This is a genomic window from Paenibacillus sp. FSL H8-0104 (assembly GCF_038050215.1).
Lineage (GTDB): Bacteria > Bacillota > Bacilli > Paenibacillales > Paenibacillaceae > Paenibacillus > Paenibacillus amylolyticus.
Genome location: NZ_JBBOTC010000001.1, coordinates 1,100,852 through 1,124,509, shown reverse-complemented (window position 1 = coordinate 1,124,509; position 23,658 = coordinate 1,100,852). Strand labels below are relative to the sequence as shown.

Annotated in this window: 17 protein-coding genes; 4 read left to right on the top strand and 13 right to left on the bottom strand. The window is 47.7% G+C overall.

Annotated elements, in window-relative coordinates:
* Positions 1–90 precede the first annotated feature (90 nt).
* The 5 genes from NST38_RS05020 to NST38_RS05000 all read right to left on the bottom strand — a co-directional run bounded on the left by NST38_RS05020 (position 91) and on the right by NST38_RS05000 (position 5,767).
* Positions 91–1,101 carry a hypothetical protein gene (locus NST38_RS05020; protein WP_076253441.1) on the bottom strand — a complete coding sequence of 337 codons (1,011 nt, stop codon included), beginning with the start codon at positions 1,099–1,101 and terminating at the stop codon, positions 91–93.
* Positions 1,102–1,767: 666 nt separating this feature from the next.
* Positions 1,768–2,589 carry an ABC transporter ATP-binding protein gene (locus NST38_RS05015; RefSeq protein ID WP_076253442.1) on the bottom strand — a complete coding sequence of 274 codons (822 nt, stop codon included), beginning with the start codon at positions 2,587–2,589 and terminating at the stop codon, positions 1,768–1,770.
* A 13-nt stretch (positions 2,590–2,602) separates the two neighbouring features.
* On the bottom strand, positions 2,603–3,646 hold the full coding sequence (locus NST38_RS05010) for a FecCD family ABC transporter permease (RefSeq protein WP_076253443.1): 1,044 nt from the start codon (positions 3,644–3,646) through the stop codon (positions 2,603–2,605).
* Positions 3,643–4,656 (bottom strand): FecCD family ABC transporter permease, encoded by a 1,014-nt coding sequence (locus NST38_RS05005; RefSeq protein ID WP_076253444.1) that lies wholly within the window; start codon positions 4,654–4,656, stop codon positions 3,643–3,645. Before NST38_RS05005 ends, NST38_RS05010 begins: the two co-directional genes overlap by 4 nt.
* 97 nt (positions 4,657–4,753) lie before the next feature.
* Positions 4,754–5,767: an ABC transporter substrate-binding protein gene (locus tag NST38_RS05000; RefSeq protein WP_076253445.1), complete on the bottom strand. Its 1,014-nt coding sequence runs from the start codon at positions 5,765–5,767 to the stop codon at positions 4,754–4,756.
* A gap of 425 nt (positions 5,768–6,192) precedes the next feature.
* Here NST38_RS05000 and NST38_RS04995 point away from each other — a divergent pair, with 425 nt between their 5' ends.
* Both NST38_RS04995 and NST38_RS04990 read left to right on the top strand, forming a co-directional pair.
* Positions 6,193–6,774, top strand: coding sequence for a hypothetical protein (locus NST38_RS04995; protein ID WP_047841757.1), 582 nt, complete (start codon positions 6,193–6,195; stop codon positions 6,772–6,774).
* Positions 6,775–6,997: 223 nt separating this feature from the next.
* Entirely contained in the window at positions 6,998–8,770 is a 1,773-nt protein-coding gene (locus NST38_RS04990; protein ID WP_076253446.1) for an alpha-glycosidase, read from the top strand.
* Between the two features lie 393 nt (positions 8,771–9,163).
* Here NST38_RS04990 and NST38_RS04985 read toward each other — a convergent pair whose 3' ends face one another.
* From NST38_RS04985 to NST38_RS04975, 3 genes are read right to left on the bottom strand one after another with little or no spacing between them, the layout of a single operon-like run.
* Positions 9,164–10,543, bottom strand: a complete 1,380-nt coding sequence (locus tag NST38_RS04985) for an ANL family adenylate-forming protein (protein WP_076253447.1) — start codon at positions 10,541–10,543, stop codon at positions 9,164–9,166.
* Entirely contained in the window at positions 10,537–11,955 is a 1,419-nt protein-coding gene (locus NST38_RS04980; RefSeq protein WP_076253448.1) for a hypothetical protein, read from the bottom strand. The genes NST38_RS04985 and NST38_RS04980 overlap by 7 nt, the downstream gene beginning before the upstream one ends.
* Positions 11,952–13,331, bottom strand: a complete 1,380-nt coding sequence (locus NST38_RS04975; RefSeq protein WP_076253449.1) for an alpha/beta hydrolase — start codon at positions 13,329–13,331, stop codon at positions 11,952–11,954. The genes NST38_RS04980 and NST38_RS04975 overlap by 4 nt, the downstream gene beginning before the upstream one ends.
* Positions 13,332–13,778: 447 nt before the next feature.
* On the opposite strand from NST38_RS04975, the gene NST38_RS04970 reads away from it, so the two are divergent.
* Positions 13,779–15,935 (top strand): alpha-amylase family glycosyl hydrolase, encoded by a 2,157-nt coding sequence (locus NST38_RS04970; RefSeq protein ID WP_143781295.1) that lies wholly within the window; start codon positions 13,779–13,781, stop codon positions 15,933–15,935.
* Between the two features lie 155 nt (positions 15,936–16,090).
* On the opposite strand, the gene NST38_RS04965 is transcribed toward NST38_RS04970, so the two are convergent.
* The 4 genes from NST38_RS04965 to NST38_RS04950 form a co-directional block, all read right to left on the bottom strand.
* Positions 16,091–17,377: an MFS transporter gene (locus NST38_RS04965; protein ID WP_083684865.1), complete on the bottom strand. Its 1,287-nt coding sequence runs from the start codon at positions 17,375–17,377 to the stop codon at positions 16,091–16,093.
* 148 nt (positions 17,378–17,525) lie between these two features.
* Positions 17,526–18,362, bottom strand: coding sequence for a sugar ABC transporter permease (locus NST38_RS04960; protein WP_017690474.1), 837 nt, complete (start codon positions 18,360–18,362; stop codon positions 17,526–17,528).
* Positions 18,359–19,714 carry a sugar ABC transporter permease gene (locus NST38_RS04955; RefSeq protein WP_076253450.1) on the bottom strand — a complete coding sequence of 452 codons (1,356 nt, stop codon included), beginning with the start codon at positions 19,712–19,714 and terminating at the stop codon, positions 18,359–18,361. The genes NST38_RS04960 and NST38_RS04955 overlap by 4 nt, the downstream gene beginning before the upstream one ends.
* A 248-nt stretch (positions 19,715–19,962) precedes the next feature.
* Entirely contained in the window at positions 19,963–21,249 is a 1,287-nt protein-coding gene (locus tag NST38_RS04950) for a sugar ABC transporter substrate-binding protein (RefSeq protein WP_076253451.1), read from the bottom strand.
* Between the two features lie 446 nt (positions 21,250–21,695).
* On the opposite strand from NST38_RS04950, the gene NST38_RS04945 reads away from it, so the two are divergent.
* Positions 21,696–22,730, top strand: a complete 1,035-nt coding sequence (locus tag NST38_RS04945; RefSeq protein WP_036672606.1) for a LacI family DNA-binding transcriptional regulator — start codon at positions 21,696–21,698, stop codon at positions 22,728–22,730.
* 164 nt (positions 22,731–22,894) lie between these two features.
* On the opposite strand, the gene NST38_RS04940 is transcribed toward NST38_RS04945, so the two are convergent.
* Entirely contained in the window at positions 22,895–23,653 is a 759-nt protein-coding gene (locus tag NST38_RS04940; RefSeq protein WP_036672609.1) for an SDR family oxidoreductase, read from the bottom strand.
* Positions 23,654–23,658: the final 5 nt, after the last annotated feature.

Sequence of the window (23,658 nt, the reverse complement as noted above, 5' to 3'; positions counted from 1 at the left end):
ATGGTGAGGTCCGAATTAAATGATGGTATCCGTTATCTGTTATCCGTTATCCGTTATATATTGTCATCTATACGTTGTTATAAGCTATATTTATTTATATTCAAGTTGCTCCTGACACAGGTATTCCAGGTATAACCGAACCACATCACGAGTTGTTCCACCATGGGGAAAGACGTGGTGTGTCAGATCTGGCAAGGCATTCACTTCCAGGATGCCTCCCTCATCTCTGGAGATTGGAGTGCGGATATCACAACAACGAACATCGACTCCTGCTACATCGATCTGAAGAGTCTTTGCCGCCTGAATGATCATTCGGGCATTTTCGGGATGAATGATTTCGGTACAATCCTTGTAGAATTCACTGATTTTTCCGGCGGCAGAATTTCGGAGATCGTATAATTCAATTTCTTTTCCGGCGGTAGGAACTTCATCCAGTGTTGTCCCTTGTGCATGTAATACCTCCAGCAGTCGTTCCGTTTCTGCATTAACCTCGGGAAATGCTTCATACTCCCCAATGTGCGTCATCTCGATTCGTTCCTGATTCAACTGCTCGATCAATGCCCCAACAGTTGAAGTTCCGTCTCCCTCGACATAGACAGGTCGATACTGGTTCACAGCCGCCACTTCACCGTTAATGATCAGCACTCTGTAATCAATCCCGGTCACATATTGCTGTAACATAATGCTGCTGCCGTGGACACTCGCAAGCTGAATGGCTGTCTCCAGTTCTTCTTCAGTACGCACATCCAGCGTCACGCCCATGCTGCTGCTCGCATCCAGTGGTTTCACTACAATAGAGCCGTATCTATTCAGAAAAGCTACTGCTTCGCTTCCCATCTCTGGGATCACGATAAATGATGGTACAGGCATTCCCTGTTCATGCAGCAACATATTACATACCTGCTTGTTCTTCGCGAGCAGTCCAGCGATTAACGGCAGACGATGAGATCTGGTTTTGTTAATGATGATCTCTTGGTCCCCTACAGACAGCTTCAGGAAATCTTCGCATCCCTCAAGAAGTGGCTCACAGGTGATGCCCATTTCTCTCGCTTTGCTTATGATGAGTCGGTTTTGCAGATTATGAATCCCTTTCGGAAACACTGAAAATCCTCCTCGATCGAATGAAGGTACTCGCACCTATATAAGTTGAATACTGTTTTTACACGAAATCACTGCGCGGTCAGAACCATCTTCCGATCGCTGTTATCCCCAGATTTTTTTGAATCCCTTTACAAAGGGGAAATCCGGTGATAAAGGCGCACGCTACGCTTCTTCAGATCTGTTCTGCCCCCTCCGTTAACGTGTGAAATTTGAATTAAACTTATATAGCTCATACTTTCATCAATTTTTATTGTAGTTTTATATTGATAATGATTATCAATATCATATAAAATCTATTTTATGGCAATTCGAGTTATTTTGTCAATAATAAACTTTTAAGGAAAAAATAAGATTTTTTTTGGCTTGGGTTTATGTCGGCGTGGTTTGGTTACATTCGAATAACAGATACAACAAATAGGGCAAGCTCTGGATCAGGATGAAACTGAGAGCTTGCCTGTTCCTGTTATCTACATTGAATGTAGAAGAGTTGACGTGAAGGCTTGAAGAATAAGGATATAACTTGAATTATTCGTTGATTTCATTATTGAAGTAATCGTGGAGCATGTAGCCAAATACTTAATGGTTTAAATTGAGACAGGCCAGACATTAATCCTCGGGATCTCCGTCAGCCGATACCCCGCAGCCAAAGTCTGCATCTCCTGATCCTCAAGCCAGTTGTGTATAACGCTGTTCCCCATTCAGCTTCCTTCCTCTTCCATGTGGGATGCAGGTTGGTGTGCCAAACAGTGGATCGACCGCAATCTCACACTCCATCTGGAAAACCTTACGAACCATCTCCTGTGTAACAATATCTTCCGGTTTGCCTTCTGCGTAGATCGACTTGTTGTGAACAGCCACAATGTGATGCGCATAACGACATGCCAGATTCAGATCATGAAGTACCATAACAATCGTGCGTCCTTCCCGTTCGTTCAACTCAAACAACAGATCGAGGATATCAATCTGATGTGTCATATCCAGATAGGTTGTAGGTTCATCCAATAGCAGCGTTTCGGTACCCTGCGCAAGTGTCATCGCAATCCAGGCACGCTGACGCTGTCCACCGGACAATGCATCCACAGGTCGATCCGCGAGTTCTGTCAGATGTGTGGATTCAAGTGCCAGCGTGACCATTCGCTCATCCTCTCGTGACCATTGCTTCAGCCATGTTTGATGTGGATAACGTCCTTGCTTGACCAGTTGGTTCACTGTCAATCCTTCTGGAGCGGTCGGACCCTGCGGCAAGATGGACATGCGCCTTGAAATCTCCTTGGTCGGCAGCTTTGCAATCTCTTCGCCATCCAGCAGCACCGAACCGGAGCTGGATTTCAGCAACCGGGCCATCGTACGCAGCAGCGTAGATTTGCCACAGCCGTTGCTGCCAATGAGGACGGTAATCTGTCCCTTGGGAATGGTCAGGTTCAAATTTTCAATAATGGGATCTGCTCCATAGGAGATCGTAAGCTCCTTGGCTTCCAGAATACTCACAGCTCGCTCCTCCTCAAAACTGATTTCGATTCTTGAACAACAAATACAGGAAAAATGGTGCACCTACGCCTGCGGTGAATACCCCTGCGGGAACATCCAGCGGTAGAAAGGCAGTGCGGGCAATCAGATCTGCCGCAAATACAAGCAGAGCACCAACCAGTCCAGACACAATCAGCATACTGCCAAACATCCGTCCAACCAGCTTTCGGGCAATATGTGGAGCGATCAGGCCTACAAAACCAATGGTTCCGGCAACCGCAACGGCGATTCCCGCCAGCAGTACACTGCATAACAACAACGCTGAACGATGCCGCTGTACAGTTACACCCAGCCCTGTGGCCAGATCATCCCCGAACTCCTGTGCATTCAGGCTGCGAGCGAACCAGATCGCCAGCGGTATAACAATTACGATAACCGGTAAAATCGTTCGGACATCGGTCCACGATGCTCCGTATACACTTCCTGTCAGCCAGATATAGGCTTGACCTGCCGTGTAGAATGGACTCAGGATCAGCATAAAGGTCGTTCCAGCTCCGGTAATGGCTGACACTCCAATCCCGATCAGCACCAGACGGATCGGACTGACTCCCTTTTTCCAGGCAAGCACATAGATGATCAAAGCCGTCACAATTGCGCCAGCGATGGCGAACAATGGCAACAACTTGATACTTACCGCTCCACCTAACAGCGTAACAAAACCTACAGCTGCAACGGCCGCGCCGCCGGTGATGCCGATGACATCCGGTGAGGCCAGCGGATTACGGATAATGCCTTGCAGAAGTGCGCCTGACATACCGAGGGCTGCTCCTACGAGCAGAGATAATAACACCCGTGGCAGTCTTAAGGTCAGCACGACGAAGTCATGCTCTCCTGCATTCAGACCAAATATCGTTCTGAGCACATCCAGCGGAGAAATAAAGTCACTGCCTACACTGGTACCGACCACTCCTGCCATCAGGAACAAGAGGATACATACACCGATGACAACCAGTGATTTTCGTTCCATTTGCACTGAGACAGTGTCTTTTTTGTTGCGAAAAGTCAACACCTTCCTCATATTTTCGTCACCCCCTTGCGGGCAATATACACGAAGAAGGGTCCGCCAATCAGTGCAGTCATGACACCGAGTGGAACTTCCTGCGGCATGATCACCAACCTTGCCACCACATCCGCGGACAGCAGCAGAATCGCTCCCCCTACAATAGAGTAAGGAACGAGCCAGCGGTAATCATTGCCCACCAGTGCACGCATGATATGCGGGACAACCAGTCCGACAAGACCGATCGAACCGGCTACGGCAACCGAACCACCCGCCAGCAATACCGTAACAATTCCCATGAGCACCTTGACTAGAAGTACATTCTGTCCCATGCCTTTGGCGATATCGTCACCCGTCAACAGCAGATTGATGGCTCTGCCCATGAACAAAGAGACAATAGCTGCGGCTGTCATGTACGGCAGAACAGGATATAACATATCCAATGTCCGACCACTTACTGAACCGGCAAGCCAGAACAGTACATCCTGCAATCCGGTTCCATCCAGCACCAGAATGGCCTGTGTGAACGAGGCAAATAACGCGGAGATTGCCGTCCCCGCCAGTACAATCTTGATCGGTGTCAGGCCATCACGACCGAGGGAACCTAGCCCATATACAATTGCCGCGGCTACAGCAGCCCCTGCAAAACCAAACCACATCATGGTGGTGAGCGAAGATACGGACAATACAACAATGGCAATAACAATAAAAAAGATCGCACCAGAATTAATTCCGAACACACTCGGTGATGCCAGTGGGTTACGTGTCAATGCCTGCATCAGCCCACCCGCCACGGCCAAACTTGCTCCTACAACAGCAGCAATAACTGTACGTGGCAACCGTTCCGTCAGCAGAACCACATGTTCCACAGAACTCTCGTCATAGAATTGCAGTGCTTCCCATGCCATCTGAAACGTGATATGCGTACGTCCCAGAATCATACTGGCTAGGCAAGCAAGTAGAAGTAATATGAATAAACCAACCAGTCCATAGATCTTGGCGCTTACCTTTGTAAAAAGGGGAAACATACTCTCACTCTTTCATCTGTAAAATGATAAAAGACCTGCCAGCCCATACACTTCGTTAACGAATGTTCTGGTGCATGGCAGGTCCTGCTCCTGTTAGTTAGTTCAGGTTGAACTGCTTATATAGATCGTCCAGCATCATGTTGGCCGATGTGTATCCACCTGCCATGTTCCAGGCCACTTCATCGACCTGAACCAGTTGGTTGTTCTTGACTGCATCAAGGTTTTTCCACAGTGGACTGCTGGTCCAATCATCATAATTTTTCTGAATGGCATCTGTTTCTGTGCCTGAATTGAAGTTGAAGATCATGTCTGCATTCATATCTGGAATGTTTTCTTTGGAAGTCAATTCAACTCCCCATGTGTCTGCGTCATGTCCGGCAGGTCTGGTGAACCCAAGTTCATTCAGAATCTTACCTGCATATCCCATGTAGAAAATACGAACTTGATCGGCTCTAAAGTTCGTGATGGTTGCTTCAATTGGCAGACGATCCCCCATTTTCTCTTTGAAATCAGCTACACGGCCATCCCAATCAGACAACAATTTATCCGATTGCTCAACCCTATTCATCGCTTCCCCAACAGTTTTCACCGTTTCTTTCCAGTCAAAAAGCGTCTCCGTCACTACCGTAGGTGCGATCTGCGACAGTTGCTCATAGATCTCTTCATGTCTGATCTTCGTAGCAATAATCAAGTCGGGTTTCAACTTGTTGATCTCTTCCAGATTGGGTTGCGATTCCTGTCCTACTTGTGGAACTCCGTCCAGATCTGCTCTCAGATACTCATAGACTGGCTGCTGAACCCAGGATTCCACCACGCCTGTCGGTTTCACGCCAAGTGCAACAACGGCATCATTCGCACCCTGGAACAGTGTCACGATCTTTTGCGGGGTTCCCTTGATTGTGGTTTCGCCCATGGCATGTTTGATCACTCGGGTCTGATCTTCAGTCGCACTGGCAGTTGTATCACTTTCATTATTGCTCTCATTGCTGCTTGCAGCTTGGCTGGACGTATTCGTTGTCTCGGCACTTCCACCCGAAGCACAACCAGCAAGTAATGAAATCATCAGAATAAGTGCTGCATAAATGTATAGCTTTTTCTTTACTTTATACATGAAATCCGTCTCCCCTTTTTTATCTAATTGATATTGAATCTCATTATCAATTGTATTGTAATGGAGATGAAATCATTATACAAGCATTTTATTTGGAAAAACTTCTCACTCCCTGTCGAACTCTGTAACTTCATAAAACAACATTAAATAAAGATAAATTAACTAAACCAATACAATATATATCGATACAATACGCCTCCACACAAACCATATATGTAATTTTTTTCTTACCTACGAAATATACAAATCTCTCTTTTTACTTTTAGTTTCATCTAATACATGTCCTTTTTGCTAGTGACTCATTATTCATTCATATGCGTTTGACTGATGAATTTACTGTAAAACAATTCCTGTAATTTCTTGTTGTACTATGTTAGATTATCCATTGGAATAAAATCACATCTATAGTTAGGGGATATTAACACGTGAAGAAATCATGGGTACTATCAATCATTATGAGTTTTGTCTTGCTCGGCGGGGTGTTCGCACCTGTAGGGTCCTATGCCGCTGCTGCGGATGACTCAACCACTACATATTCGGAAGACGAATACTATGAAGAAATTGACACGTCAGAACAAGAACCGATCCCTACAGTCGAAGAAGAAGATTTCCTGGGCTACCTTGATCAGTTGGATATGGCATCGGTATATGAGGAGAGAGCCTTCAATGCTTTGGGAGGTGGATTTTACATCACATCATCCAATCGCAAGTCCGTTTTCCTGAAACTGACCAATACAGCGATTCCTAACTACACCAAATATGTATCCAAGCTGAAGATGATCAAACCGCAAAATGCGGAATTGCAAAAAATCCATGCCAACTTGATCAAAGGTAGCTATACACAGCTGGAAGGATTCCAACTCGCTAAAAAATCTGTCTCCAAAACAACGGTAAACAGCGCTGTCCTGAAACAAGCCAATGCCAAAATTGCTACCGGCAAGAAAAATATCGAGAAATTTCACAAAGAATTCTCTGCATACGCCAATAAACTTGGATTTGATTTATAAAAAACAGTAATTGCAGATATGCGTCCTACATTTCGAATAAAACAATTTGAAATTTAAGGAAAAAAAGTGTTTTCTTTTGCTGCGTTAGTTCGTATAATAGCACTATAATCAAAAGGCTATGCTGCCGAAAGGTACAACCTCGTGAACAATTGAGGTTGTGCCTTTTTTTGCGTTTAATGGCCACTTTTATCTGAATTTCATCATCTGACGAGGAGTGATTTACATGATTCTTGAAGCCGTTTACCATCGCCCCAAACTCAATTGGTCCTATGCGTATGACCGCTCGACCATGCACCTCCGACTTCGGTCCAAACGTGGGAACCTGGATGCGGTGATTGCGATTACGGGAGACAAATATGCCTGGGATCGGACGATCACACACATCCCTATGCAAATCTTTGCCCGGGATGAAATGTTCGATTATTGGGAAGCTGAGACTTCACCTCCCTATCGCCGATTACGGTATGGTTTCCAACTGATTCAAGGAGAGGAATCGGTCTGGATGACGGAGCGCGGATTCGAGCAGGCGCTGCCTGATCATCCGCTCGAATTCTTTGATTTTCCATTTATGAATCCAGTCGACATTTTTGAACCGCCTGCCTGGGTTAAGGACGCTGTGTTTTATCAGATTTTCCCTGAACGTTATGCCAATGGTGATCCATCCCTCAGTCCCAAAAATGCTGAACCCTGGGGAGGAGAACCTACACCGGTGAACTTCTTCGGCGGCGATCTCCAAGGTGTGCTGGATCATCTAGATCATATAAGTCAGCTCGGCATCAATGCCATTTATTTCTGTCCGTTGTTCGAAGCCACGACGAATCACAAATACAATACAGGCGATTACATGAAGGTTGATCCTCACTTTGGAACCAATGAACAGTTCAAGGCGTTCGTGGATGCCTGTCATCAGCGCGGCATACGTGTCGTTCTGGATGCGGTGTTCAACCATTCCGGCAGAGAGTTCCCTCCTTTTGTAGATGTCATGAAGAATGGAGCTGCCTCTCCCTACGCAGATTGGTTCTATATCAAAGATTGGCCGCCGCGTGTGGAGGATGGTATACCGACTTATGACACCTTTGCCTTTGAACCGCTCATGCCGAAACTGAACACGGAACACCCTGAAGTGAAGGCATACCTATTAGAGGTAGGACGTTTCTGGATTGAGGAGATGGACATTGACGGATGGCGGCTCGATGTGGCGAATGAGGTGGATCATCAGTTCTGGCGCGAATTCCGTCAGACGGTAAAAGCCATTAAACCTGACGCCTATCTGCTCGGTGAGATCTGGCATGATTCGCTCATGTGGCTTCAGGGAGACCAGTTCGATGCCGTGATGAATTATCCGTTTACCAATTCGGTATTGGACTATACGGTGCATGGCAAGCTCGATGGACTTGGATTCGCAAATGAGATCGGCAAACTGCTTGCAGCCTATTCACAGCCTGTAACGGAAGCCGCCTTCAATCTGCTCGGAAGTCATGATACCGCCAGACTGCTGACCTTATGTGATGGAGACGAGCGCAAGATGAAACTTGCCGTTACGTTACTGCTTACGTATCCAGGTGTGCCATGTATCTATTATGGAGACGAAGTGGGACTTGATGGAGGATATGATCCGGGTTGCCGCAAGTGTATGGAGTGGGATGAGACCAAGCAGAATCGCGAGCTTCTGGAATTCTTCACCCGTACGATTTCCCTTCGCAAACAGCACCCTGCCCTGCGCAGCACGGAACTGAAGATTGTATATGCAAAAGCCGGAGACCCTTGTCTTGCCATCGAACGATTGGATTCGCAGACGGGAGAGCGCATGCTTCTTGTGCTGAATGCGGGTGATGAGCCGTGTACCCTTGAACTCCCTTTGGGAGATCGTAACGTCTGGCGAAACCTGTTCACATCAAACACCGTGGAAGCTCGGCAAAATAAACTGACCCTCGATCTGGAAGCATACGGATTCTCCCTGATGCAACTTGAGGTGAAACAACCAGCTGAGGCCTGAGATAAATACAGCTAACAAGGGAAAATAACTTCAAAGAGGCTGTCCTCCAGGTGATATGCTCCCCATAAAGTAGACAGGTAAAATAATAAAATCCTGTTACTGTATGGGTAGCATATCAGACCAAGGACAGCCTCTTCTGTATCTTATACGTCATATCCTAACAAACCCAGCACACCTTATTCGCTTCATTATACGCGGGTTAAATGCCTAACGAATTAGAGAGACCTTATTTCGTCCAATACGTCGATTTTCGAGACCAGAAGCCGTATTTTTGAAGCAATAACGTTACTGAGATTCATTAGGTTTTACTTTTCTTGATTATCCCTCAATACGATGTTTAAGGTTCGTTAGCGATACCGATTCAAGCAAGGTGAAACTCTTCGAGGCAGCGACCTATTTCCCAGCTGAGGCGAAGGGTGTCGAAGTCATCGGTTTTCGTATTTTCTTCATTCTTGAGCTTACGAGCGCTCCCTGTGTAATTACGATTTTCTGCGGAATTTTGTATGAAGGCAGCTTGTCCTGACAATATTCCCAGATGGATCGCCGCAGATCAGTGAGAGTACATTCTGTAGCCAGCCGGATCGTCACTTTCACCCTCTGACCCGTGATACCACTCTGTTCTCCCGAAACTACGGCCGCTTCAATACATTCCATCTCTTCCAGAACACCCTCGACCTCGGCAGGATACACTTTCCGTCCCCCTACATTAATAATCTCGGAACGACGTCCCAGAATACGAATGTACCCCTGCTCCAGCACGGCTTCATCCCCTGTACGTAACCACCCGTCCTCTGTAAAAGGTGAAGGTGCATTCAAATATCCAATCATCGCGGTTTCCGTGTGAATCTGCAATTCTCCTTCCACCACCCGATACTTGACCCCTTCGTCTTGAATGGAAAACAGCAACGAGCCTGGCTCTTTGGAGCGGGTTGGCAGAATGCCAAGTTCAGACATGCCATAGGCTTGTATTGTCCTTAGTTGTGGAAATCTCCGGTTCCAGGCTGCCAGTACGGATTCAGGCATCACTTCCGATCCGTATGACACAACCTCGAGACTCGACAGATCATACCCCTCATCATTTCTACCCAGCAGCAACAGATTCATAAATGTTGGAGAGACCGGAAGAGCCTGCACACGAAACTTCTCAATCGTTCGGCACACTTCTTCGGGAGATCGATCTGCAATGATACAGAGACAGCCCCCACTGGACAGGGATTGTAGCATTGTATTCACACCGCCGATATGATCAAACATCATAAAAGGAATCGTTCGGAAAGGCCGAACCTGCCGCCGAAAACCATGTAACAGCCGATCTGCACGATGCACAGTCGCTTTACTCACTCCGGTTGATCCGGATGAAAAGAGTACAAGTCCGCCTACGCCTTCTTGTGCCAGCGAGGATAACAACATAGGAAACTCTCCAGATAATTCACACGTTTGCCGAATGCACAACTTGCCTTCTTCAACGCCCAAACGCCACTTCACCTGTGCCAGCTGGATATATTCCTCTCGTTTGGCTTCAACCAGGTTCCGATCCATGGGGAGCACGATACACCCTTGTCCGAGCAAAGCAACCAATGCTGCCGCTGCATAGGGGGAATAGTCTTCCTCCAGCGTTACAAGTTGCCCAGTCAGCCCTTCTACTGTAATCCACTTACTCATGATGCCAACCTGTTCCAGCAGCCACCGATAGCTGTACTCCTGATCTTTCCAGATCAGCGCAGGTTGCTGTCCCTGTTCCGCGAATCGTTCAAGCAAGAATTGGTTCAACATCTTGCATCCTCCTTACCGGCAGGCGCCCATTGCTGTGCAAGATAATCAACAAGTGAACCCACGGTCTGATATGGGCTTTCCGGCATGGAAGCAGCAGCCATCTCCGCCAGTGCGGCTCCCATCCCCGTTCCCCATCGATCTTCGATTCCCTGCTCTACCACTGCAAGCAATGACACGAGTTCCAGCGAATCCAGTTGCCCACTTCGTCCGTACAGTGGAGCGTTACCACCCTCCCCAAGTGGAATCGATGTATTATGGTACGCGTTTAACTCCCGGCAACTATCCAATACGATACGGAGCAAATCCTCCCTGTGTTCTTGTCCGATCATCGACACAGCCTGGCGCGGGAAGCAATCTGCCTGAGGTATGGAGTGCCGAAGTGACTCATACCAGTGCCATTCATCCGTGACCAACATTTTAATTACACCTGTTAGCTGTACTTTCCAGTGCTTACGCTGCTTTATCCGACTGACCTGAAGCATATTGTAGGCCTTCTCCCAACGTACAATGATCTCGCTGAATTCTCTCGCATATTGATCAAGTGGAGAACCGAGCCATAAGGCAGACTCCTGAAGAAGATCTCGAAGAAAATATCGACTCCATCGCATATCAAACAGCAGACCCGATATTAACATTTCATTGGCCTGATCCCCTTCATTCGCCCCACGCAGTGCATCTAAGAGTCGCAGAGACACCGCATGTCCAAAATGAAAATTCCGCTCTCCTTGTGTAATCGTCCGGCCTGTCAGAAATTCTTCAATCTGCGTTGTTAACGCCTGGATCAACATGTCTCGGTAACCGTAAGAGTCCAGCTTCACAGTCGCCCGAATGTCCATGGTTCCATACGTTCGGAGTTCTTCTTTGCGCTTGGCCTGAGCAAACTCAGGGATGCTTTGATTTCCTTTCCAGAAATCATGAAAGGCCCTTTGAGTAACCTTTCCCTTATACTTGGAGGGCACGGGATCGTAGACGTGAACATGCTCATCTTCCAAACCATATACAGCAATCCAATGGTCTACCAGATGCAGTCGGGAGCCTTGCTTCACATGTTTGCGAATGTACTCGGAATTCTGATAATCCTCACAGTAAGGCAGATGATAACTGGTTCCTGTAGCCAAAAAAAGCCCACCTTCGCCAATATACTGCCTGATCTGCGTCTTGCCTTCTTCGAAGCTGTCCAGCTGTCGCTGACCATATATCTCCCAGATCGGCTCTACATAATCCAGTTTGTGAAAATAAGGCTTCACCAGTCCGTTATCCCCGCACGAAGGAAGGCTGTACAACCGACTTGCCGCCAGCAGTGCAAGACTTGTGATGGATCCTTGTCGATGGAGCACTTCATGAATCAGAGGAAAATTGCAGGGATAATAATAAGGAATGTCCAACACTGGAGCGAATGAAGGAATGATCATTTTGGGCCTCCTGTTCCCGTTTTGGCTGACGTACTGCCCCAGGATTGGATTAGGTAATGCACAGACATATCATCTGTCGCTCGAAATACCCGATTGGCAATAGGTTTGCCATCCACATCGGTCTCGAAACGGCGGAAACCACGTGTAAACCGGAAGGAGAACCCACTATCACGCGGGACTCGGTAACTACCTTCATATCGACCTTTACCAGAACGGACAAGCTTCATGCCCATCCCACCATATATCGTTTCCTCCGGCTCTTCCTCTGAGGTTACCTCTGCATGAATGCAGACCTCCACATGAGTGGACAATTCAGGAACAACAGTGTAGTTGCGTGTAATAGACAGTTCCCCCATCGTCAGCGTGATGCATGCACTTCCAATACCAACAGGCACCAGCTCTCCACTCGAACGAACCTGGATGACATCCGGGTCACTTGAAGTATAATTCCCATGCAGCAGACTCTGAACCAATCCGCTCTCGTAGTGCATTTGTGCATTGATACACACGGTCATTCCACCTTGTAGTCCGATGACATCCCTTCCAAGCAGTTCGAGCGAGGAGGGCTTACCCACGTGGCCGAACATGTACAGTAACGGAAGGTGAACGCGTGCTCCCCAGTCACCTTCCTGATGACAGGCATCCTGCTGTTCCAGAAATGCCAATTCCTCATCTGATCCTACTCCGCGTTCAAGTAATTGATGAGCTACCCTTCTGACCTGGGAAGGCAGAAACAGACCTTCCGTATCTCCAATATCCATCCACATTCGAACGTCGGGTACCTCTTCTGGCAAGCGATACATGTTTTCTTCCAACAGTCCGCTCTCCGATGTTTCGTCCAGCTGCACATCTACATAGAATGGCGACATCATGATCAGTTTTCCAAAAACATCCGGATTTCGCATCCCCATGTGCAATGTACAAAGCGCCGCGGCAGATGAACCTAACAGCCCGGTATTCTGATTGTCCGGGAACGTCCGGTAACGATGATCAATGATCGGCTTGAGCTCATGAATGATGAAATGCTCATAGGCGATGCCTGAACACCCCACACTCACGGCCTCTCTCTCCGGAGCGACGAAGTGATAGAATTCGTTGTGCGTGACTGGACGGACATGCGTAATGCCCACAATAATCAGTGATTCAATCTGCCCGGAGGAAATAAGACCGTCTGCTGTCTGGTCCATATTCCATGTTTCATTGCCTGGCCCGGATGGACCAAAAGCCCGCTGCCCCGCATGAACGTACAGAACCGGATAATGCCGAGCTGCCTGCTCATGGTAACCGGGCGGGAGGTACACATAAATGTTGCGGATATTGCCCAGCCGCGACGCCTGAATGCCTTCCAAACATTCGATGACAGAATGGGTACTCAACGATCATCAACCGCCTCTCTTCTCCCAATTCGACTGCATAATACAAATAACCCCGCCTCAGAAGAGACGGGGTTGTCCTAGTAAACACGTAAGTGTCCCGGGATACATAGCCCTTATATTGTGAATCTGCGAATAGTTTAAATCCCCGGACGTGCTTTTGTAAACATAAAAATAGAAAATAAATGCTCCCAAAAAAGTTATTGACATAAGATCCAATATTTCTTACGATAACGTTGTGATCATAACTCGAGGGCCATGCTTTTAAACCTGAGCGGTTTAGGACAACCCCGGTAACTCCCGAAGGAGATGCCGGGGTTGTTGGCGTGTCAAAAGGAGGGAAGTCTTCAATCCACTGCGTAACACTTCGCTGTATTGAAAGCGCTATTATTCAAGAGCCGGGTTGGTTGTTTATCTAAACTACTACATTCACGAGAAGGGTGGATTACTATGTTTCAAATGGCCAAACGTGTACTCCTCAGCACAACACTGACACTCAGTTTACTTGCAGGGGGCGCACTTCCCTATCTGCCTGCTTCAACGATCTATGCCGATGCGGATACCGCGGTTACCAACAAGCAGAACTTTAGTACAGACGTCATCTATCAGATCTTTACGGACCGCTTCCTGGACGGAAATCCTTCCAACAATCCTACCGGAGCTGCCTACGATGCTACTTGTAGTAACCTGAAGTTGTATTGCGGAGGCGACTGGCAGGGTTTGATCAACAAAATCAACGATAACTATTTTAGCGATCTGGGCGTTACGGCATTGTGGATCTCCCAACCGGTCGAAAATATCTTCGCCACGATCAACTACGGCGGCGTAATCAACACAGCGTATCATGGCTACTGGGCACGTGATTTCAAGAAGACCAATCCGTATTTCGGAACGATGGCTGACTTTCAAAATCTGATTACAACCGCTCATGCCAAAGGTATCAAGATCGTCATTGACTTTGCACCGAACCATACGTCTCCTGCCATGGAAACCGATACATCCTTTGCAGAGAATGGCAAGTTATACGATAACGGTAATCTTGTTGGCGGATACACGAATGATACGAATGGTTACTTCCATCACAACGGCGGCTCCGATTTTTCCTCCCTGGAGAATGGTATCTACAAAAACCTCTATGACCTCGCTGACCTGAATCACAATAACAGTACCATTGATCAATATTTCAAAGATGCAATCAAGCTATGGCTCGATATGGGCGTGGATGGCATTCGTGTTGATGCGGTGAAACATATGCCTCTCGGCTGGCAAAAGAGCTGGATGTCCTCCATCTATGCACATAAACCTGTATTCACCTTTGGTGAATGGTTCCTGGGATCTGCTGCATCTGATGCGGATAACACGGAATTTGCCAACGAATCCGGGATGAGCCTGCTTGATTTCCGCTTTAACTCTGCCGTACGTGACGTCTTCCGGGATAACACATCCAACATGTATGCTCTGGATTCGATGATTACAGGCACAGCGGCAGATTACAATCAGGTGAATGACCAGGTCACGTTCATCGACAACCATGATATGGATCGGTTCAAAACAAGTGCCGTGAACAACCGTCGTCTGGAACAGGCGTTGGCCTTTACGCTGACTTCACGCGGCGTACCTGCCATCTATTATGGTACCGAGCAGTATCTGACTGGAAACGGAGACCCTGATAATCGGGCCAAAATGCCTTCCTTCTCCAAAACAACCACTGCTTTCAACGTGATCAGCAAGCTCGCACCTCTGCGCAAATCCAATCCAGCAATCGCCTATGGCTCCACTCAACAACGCTGGATCAATAATGATGTGTACGTTTATGAACGCAAATTTGGCAAAAGTGTAGCTGTTGTTGCGGTGAACCGTAATCTCTCCACACCAGCAAGCATTGCGAATCTAAGCACTTCACTGCCAACAGGCAACTACACCGATGTACTGGGCGGTGCACTGAACGGTAATAACATCACTTCCACCAATGGCAACGTCTCTTCCTTCACACTGGCAGCTGGAGCAACAGCGGTATGGCAGTATACAACGAGCGAAACTACACCAACGATCGGACATGTAGGTCCGGTGATGGGCAAACCGGGTAATGTCGTTACCATTAGCGGACGTGGATTTGGCTCCACCAAAGGTACGGTATACTTCGGTACAACAGCCGTTACCGGTGCTGCGATCACATCCTGGGAAGATACGCAGATCAAAGTGACGATCCCAGCGGTTGCCGCAGGCAATTATGCTGTGAAAGTAGCTGCGAACGGTGTTAACAGCAATGCGTATAACAACTTCACCATCCTTACGGGTGATCAGGTCACTGTACGATTTGTCATTAACAATGCGTCCACTACACTGGGTCAGAACATCTATCTAACAGGTAATGTTGCAGAACTGGGCAACTGGAGTACGGGCACAACAGCTATTGGCCCTGCTTTCAATCAAGTTATCCATGCCTACCCAACTTGGTACTATGATGTGAGCGTGCCAGCCGGGAAACAACTGGAGTTCAAATTCTTCAAGAAAAATGGAGCGACCATCACGTGGGAAGGTGGTTCCAACCACACGTTCACCACACCAACCAGCGGTACAGCCACAGTCAATGTAAACTGGCAATAAGATAATCCGTCTATAAGCTAACCCGGAGTTACGCTAACGAGCGTATGCTCCGGGTTTTGCTGTACCTAGCGAGGTTGCTTAGATTGCTACTATCCTCTCTCTGTTGAATGTGTACATGTGGGTTCAATTCATATCAATTTGATGTATCATACATGTCATTGATAGGTTCGGATCGACTTCAATGTTGTAGCGGCCAGAATACCTGTCGCCAGCAGTAATATGCCCACGCCTTGCAGCACAGAAGCTGCCCCCCACTGATCAGCCAATACGGAGACAACCGTCAATCCCAGAATAGGCGCTGTACTGGTGATTGTTCCAACTACACCATAGACTCTTCCTTGCAGCTCGTCCGGAACGGCTGTCCTCAGCATAATCTGGGTGAGCATCGTACAGCAGGCGAACATCGCACCTCCGCCCACGATGAACGGTAACGCCATAATTGGTGAGGATACATTCGCCAAAAAAATATAAAGCGGCCCTAATACAATCAGACCGATAAACACCCATCTCCCTCTTCGCTTCAATCGTTTCCCCGAAGCAATCAGAAGCGCAGAACCAATCATATATCCCAGCGGAATACAGGTCTCAATTAATCCAAACTGCACCGGATTCGCCTCCCATACCTTGACCGCCATCACTTGAACCAGCATCATGGCCGACATGAAAAACAAAATCAGCACCGGATTGAGCAATACGATGGATCGGATCAAAGGATTCCGATAGATGTAGCCAAACGAACTGCGCCACTCCTGAGCAAACGTGGTCTGCTGACTATCGGATCGCTGTACCTCTGGAAAGCGCCCTGCCATCAGTACACAGACTGCGGACAACAGGAAGGTTGCCCCCGTAATTAATATGGCAACGAATCCGCCAAATGCAGCAACAGCAACTCCCGCCGCCGCTAGTCCGCTGATTCGGGCAAGATTATCCACCATATGAATGGTTCCCGTCGCTTGTTGAATATGCTCCCTGCCCACCATACTTGCTACAGAGGCGTGGAATGCAGGGGCCTGAAACAGGCTTGAAAACATGGAGAGTGAGAGCAACAGAAGCACCACCGGAAACGGAGCATGCCAACCGAACAGGCTAATCGCAATCAGCACAGCCATCACACCGCGGAATACATCCGAGGCCAGCATCAGCTTCCTGCGATCCAATCGGTCTGCAACCGTACCCGCCACCGATCCAAACAGAAAACTGACAGCCATATTGCAGATCTGTACAGCTGCCATGCTCTTTGCACTGCCTGTGGTCTGTAACACCCACAGACTGATCGCAATCCCATTGAAGCAATCCCCAAAAACCGAGATGCCATAGCCGTACAATATCCTCCGAAAGGTAACATTACGCCATAGTGTTCGCGGAGCTTTGGTATTATGCAATGCAGCTTGTCCATCTCGGTATCCGATAATCTCGGGCTCACTGGACGGGTTCATGCCCATAAATCACGTTCCTCCCTAATCATGATTCGAGCCCATACAGAACCAGGCACTTCCGCAGCAGTGCCAGTCGACAAAGACATGACATCACGGAAGTGCCTGGTTGGCGTGCCGCAGATATCGCGGCTGACTATGCTGTTATGGCACGGTATTACCCTTTCGAAGCTCCTGCCGTCAGACCCTGAACAAGGAATCGCTGTAGGAAAACGAACAGCAGTGTAATTGGAATGGCAATCAGTACCGCCCCCGCAGCAAACATCGTAAAGTTACTGTCCTGATAACGGTTGACCAGATCCCACATGCCCACCGCAAGCGTCCAGTTCTCCTTTGTCCGCAGCACCAGCCGGGCGAAGATAAAGTCCATCCACGCACCGGTGAAACTGGTCAGCGCCACATAAGTAAGCATCGGCTTGGATAAGGGCAGGATGATGCTGGTGAATACTCGCAGGTGACTCGCACCATCCATGCGCGCCGCTTCGTCTAGGCTACGCGGGATGGTGTCAAAGAAACCTTTGACGATAAATCCGCCCAGTACCGCTCCTGATGAATAGACCAGGATGAGCGCAGCATGGGTGTCGAGCAATTTAATTTGTAGCAAAATGATATAGATTGCAATCATGCTCATGAAACTCGGGAACATCCCGAGGATCAGCATGGTGGAGAGAATCGTTTTACGTCCACGGAAGCGGAAGCGGGACAATGCATACATCCCAAGTGTCACCATCAACGTGGAAAAGATCATCGTGAAAAAGGCAATTTTCAGCGTATTCATATACCATCTGCCGTACATAAAGGACGGGTTATTGAACAGCTCACCGTAATGAGTAAGCGTGAATGCTTCCGGCCACAACCGTTCACTGAACAATGCCGCACCAGGTCTCAGAGAAGAGAGAAATATCCAGAGCACCGGGTAGATGGAGACAACGGCGATGATCAGCAACAGCACATAACTCAGGGCCAGACGCAGTGGATTATTACGTGTCTTCATTGAATCATGTCCTCCTCCTTGAATGATTTGGAGCGGCGGAAGTTCCAGATGGAGAATGAAGCGATAATGAGGAAGATGATGATACCTACCGCTGAAGCCATATTGAATTTGTTATTGTCGAGTGTGAGCTTGTAGAGCCAGGTCACCAGCAGGTCCGTTGCCCCTGCGTACTGGTAGTCTCCCCGCAATGGATTTCCGTTGGTCAGCAGGAAGATGACATTGAAGTTGTTGAAATTTCCGGCGAACTGCATGATGAGTACCGGGGTTGTGGCAAAAAGAATGAACGGCATCGTAATGATCCGGAATTTCTGAAACGCAGATGCTCCGTCCACTTCGGCAGCCTCATAGAGGTCACGAGGAATGGCTGTTAATACACCCAGAATCAGCACCATACTGACCGGAATACCAATCCACATGTTGACGACAATGACGGTGACTTTAGCCCAGAACGGATCTGTCAGCCAGGGTAATCCCTCCAGCCCAAATGCTCTCATGTACGTATTGATAGGACCAAACTGACCATTGAACAAATTACGCATAAGCAGCAAGGAGATGATCTGTGGGATCGCATAAGGCAAAATAAAGATCGTCCGCCACAGCTTTTTGAAGCGTATGCCCCTCTGTTCAATCAACAGTGCCACAAGTACGCCGCCAAAATAGGTGGTGACTGTAGCCAAAATGGCCCAGATGACCGTCCAAGTGAGTACACCGTAGAATGTCTGGCTCCAGGATTTCAATTGAATCAGATCACTGAACGTCTTGAAGCCCACCCAGTCCACGAGTTTGGCTGGCGGAATATGATCCGGGGCCGAATAGTTGGTAAACGCGATCGTGATCGTAAACAGGATGGGCATAACGGTGAAGAAAAGAATACCTAGTGCCGGGATGGACAGGAACAGATACGGAAAGTTTTTGTCCATCATGTTCCGAAGCGATGCCACTACACCCAGGGTCTGCTTGCCTTCTTCCCTCGCGAGTCCCGTGACGTACGCATCCCGGATATTCAGGATGTAGATCAGAATAAACACAAAAAACACCAGCAGTACGATAATGCCATCAAGCAGCAAAAAGATGGAATGGTCTCCCCTTTGAAGTACAGTAGACCCATTCACTTTGACAAAACGCTGTGTATTTTCCCCCAGTGTCCATATGCCCCATACAGCCTGTGACAGGCGAGGAAGCAGGTACGCAAGCCCCGCTCCCTCCAGTAACAGTAGACAAATTCCCTTAATCCATTGTCGATTGTACAGCTGTCCAAGACCTTGCAGTATGATGGAACATATGGCCGCTGTCATCCGGTGCTGTCTTTCCCTGTTCGGTCCAACAGGCACCGGGACATGCTGCTGTTGCATTCGCTCTCTCCTCCCCGCCTATTGCTAACCTGTATACATTGAACAAAAGTGTACTTACACTGACCACTCCGATGACAGAACAAGCTTCCGATCGGTGATAAAGGCGAGCCTATGCTTCCGAAGTAGCTTTCTTTCAGAAAGCTTTTAGCTTCACTTCTTCAGCTTCCTTCTGTCCTCTCCGTTTTTGTGTAAATATGAAGTTCAATTTATGCAGCTCTTATGCATATCTTCGGATTCGCCGTTCGTCCTTATTGGACGGTTGCGAGGCTTTCCTGGATCTGTTTCACAGCATTGTCCAGCGATGCCTTTACGTCCTTATCGGTATCCCATATGTCCGTAATAGCCGAAGTGATTGGTCCCCATACGCTGTCCATGGCAGGAAGCGAAGGCATTGGAGTTGAGTTATTGAACTGTTCCAGGAACGCCTTGTTGATTGGGTCCTCTTGTAGCTTCGGATCAGCAGCTACGTTTTTGTTCGCAGGAAGTGTACCGTTCAGGTCAAAGTTCTCCATCTGAGCTTCTTCATTGGAAAGGAACGCTGCCAAGAGCTTCGACGCATTCGGGTATTGTGTAAATGCATTCACATAATAGGCTTTAACACCTGAGAAGGAGGTCATCGGTTTACCATCGATTGCCGGAAGCGGAGCAACGCCAAAATCAATACCTGCATTGCGATAATCGGCAATGGTCCATGGACCGTTAATGTCCATAGCCAGCTTGCCGCTGGAGAATAATCCTTTTTTAATATCATAGTTCACATCACCCATCTTGAGCGGCAGCACTTCCGATTTCAGCGTCTGCAAGAACTGTCCACCCTTCTGGGCTCCTTCGTTATTCAGACCGAGATCCGTGCTATCCATCCCGTTGTCTCCAAAAATATAACCGCCCTGTGAAGCCAGGAACGCATAGTTATAGTAAAATTGCTGCAATTCCCACATCAGCGCATACTGATTGGACTTCACATTATTGAACGTCTTAGCGAAACTGATAATCTCATCAAAGTTTTTCGGAGCTTCTGGATAGAGTGCCTTGTTATAGAAAAGGGCGTAGGTCTCCACGCTGTACGGATAGCCGTACAGGATATCCTTGAACGTCACTGCCTTCAGCGCGTTGTCGCTGGTGTTCCCTACGGTCTCTGCTTCAAATATGTCATTGGGCAGAATAAGTCCCGCCTCTGAAGCGCTACCAATCTTATCATGTGGGAAAACAACGACATCTGCCGCCAGACCCGCTGGGCCATCCGTCGTCAGCTTGGTTACCTGATCGGTTGGAGGCAACTCCTCCATTTTGACCGTTACCCCATATTTTTCTTCGAATTTTTTGGCTCTTTGTTCAATAAAGCTGCTTTGATTTTTATCCTCCCAGATCACCAGCGTTGCACCTTCTTCAGGCTGAAGGTTCTCGGCTGTCAGCTCTACAACTTCCTCCGGATTCTCACCTGCCGTAGTTGGAGATGGACTTCCGCCTCCAGCCCCGCACGCAGCCAGTGTAAAAGCCATCATGACGGACAATGTTGCCCCTTGCCATTTTCTCATGTAAAATGTCCCCTTCCCTCTGCTTGGTCCAACAAAGTTCGCGCTTTTCACCCTTTTGTCTGCGTATGTTGTCAGGTTTTGCATCCCATATTCCATTTTGTACAAACGTTTGCTCAAATGGGAGACAAGATGACCTCTCCGTTCAATATGTAGGGGTAAACAAGTCAAGAAGTATGTAAATCCACTGATGTAAGCGCTACAATAACAATCACATCATACAATAACGATCTTTATTTGCACAAACGTTTGCACAAGCCATATTTGCTCAATTTTAACCAATTTCCTTCTTCTACCTACAGTAATTTCCTGTTTCCTTGTTCTGACTCTTTCTTCCTTAATTTCACTTCACGTGCATCCCTTACTCGGCAGTTAGCAATTGATTTCTCGTATCCTTTGGATTACCATAGGAGAATATTTATACGATTGTTCAGAAGGGATTTTTTTACATGATTACGATCAAGGATATTGCCAAATTGGCGGGTGTTTCCCCTTCTACAGTGTCACGGGTGATTTCCAACCATCCTAGAATCAGCACCAAAACGTCTCTCAAAGTGAAGCAAATTATGAAAGAATTGAACTACCATCCCAACATCATCGCGAAAAGCCTGGTTTCCAAAACAACACATACCCTTGGGATTATGCTTCCGCGTCCTGCAGAAGAGTTGTTTCAAAATTACTTTTTCGGGGAACTGCTCCGAGGTATTATTACACATGCCACCCGTATGAATTATGAATTGCTGCTAACAACCGAAACATCATCAGACAATGAATTGCATGCGATATCCCGCCTTGTGCATGGCCGTAGAGTTGATGGTATTTTGCTGCTTGGGTCCAAGCGAGACGATCCCATCATTTCATTTTTGGAAGCGGAAAAGTTTCCTTTTGTGTTAATCGGTCGCAGTGAAGCTCATCCAAATGCCCCCATGGTGGATAACGATAATGTGCAGACCGCTTATGATGCGACTCATCATCTAATCGCTCAGGGACATACTCGAATCGGATTTGTCAGCGGTCCTCCGGACATTACGTTATCGCATGATCGTATGTTAGGATACCAAAAAGCGCTTGCCCAAGCCGGGCTGGATGCGGATAGTGATTGGATTGTGGAAGGCGAATTTCTGCAGGAAAGTGGATTCAGAGCGATGTCGCTGTTCATGTCCTTGCCGGACAGACCCACCGCAATTGTTGTCATCGATGACAACGTGGCCTTTGGGGTATTGAGAGCTCTTGCCGAGCTTCATTATCTGGTGCCTGAAGATATCAGTGTGGTCAGTTTTAACAATATTGCATTATCGGAACTGGCTTCTCCACCCCTAAGCTCTATCGACATCGGGACTTATCAGCTTGGTTATACAGCCGTTCAGGTATTGTTAAAAATTCTTAGTGGGGAACCACAGCTTCATAATCCGGTCATTATCCCCCATCGTCTGATCGTGCGTGAATCCTCACTCTTTTCCAAACCAAGGCCACCCTCAGATTGATTCATTTCGGGTTTCCGTGTAGTAATGCAAACGTTTGTCCTACACGGAATATGATGCTGTTATCCACCGTGCATAGGTGCAAAAAAAGAAGCCGCATATACTCATGCGGCTTCCTTAATTCACACACTATTTCCGTACTCCATGCTTGTCTGCACTTGAATGGATTAATAAGAGCTCCAGCCAGCATCTGCTGTAACGACAGTTCCGTTCACGAAGCTGGACTCGTCAGATCCAAGGAACAAAGCCACTTTGGCAATCTCTTCGCTTGTCCCGATGCGTGGGTTGATTGCCATCCCAAGCTGTTGCCGCCCTGCACCGAAATGACTAATACCGGTCATGGATGTGCTGATATTGGTTGCCACAGCGCCTGGAGCGATCGCATTACAGCGAATGCCTTGCTCAGCATACATATACCCTGTATTTTTGGTGAAGCCCACGACCGCATGTTTGGACGCCGTATAAGCTGCTCCCGCACGTCCACCGTGCAATCCACCTGCCGAAGCAATGTTCACGATAACACCTTTTTGTTTTTCCAGGAAGATCGGCAATACTTTACGTGTTGTCCGCATCACACTGGTTGTGTTCACAGCAAACAATCTCTCCCACTTCTCATCCGTTATATCAGCTGCCGGCTCCATACCATCCATAATTCCCGCATTGTTAATTAGAATATCTACTGTACCATATGTGCTCACCGTCGTATCGATCAGATTTTGCACATCTTCTTCTTTAGCCACATTGGCCAGAACGACAATCGCTTCTCCGCCCTGTGCTTTAATATCATTGACTACCGCTTGTGCGGATTCTTCGTTAATATCCGATACGACGACTTTCGCGCCTTCTTGAGCATACAACGTGGCAATTGCTTTCCCCATACCTGAACCAGCACCTGTAACAACTGCAACTTTATCTTGAAGTTTCATTCCAT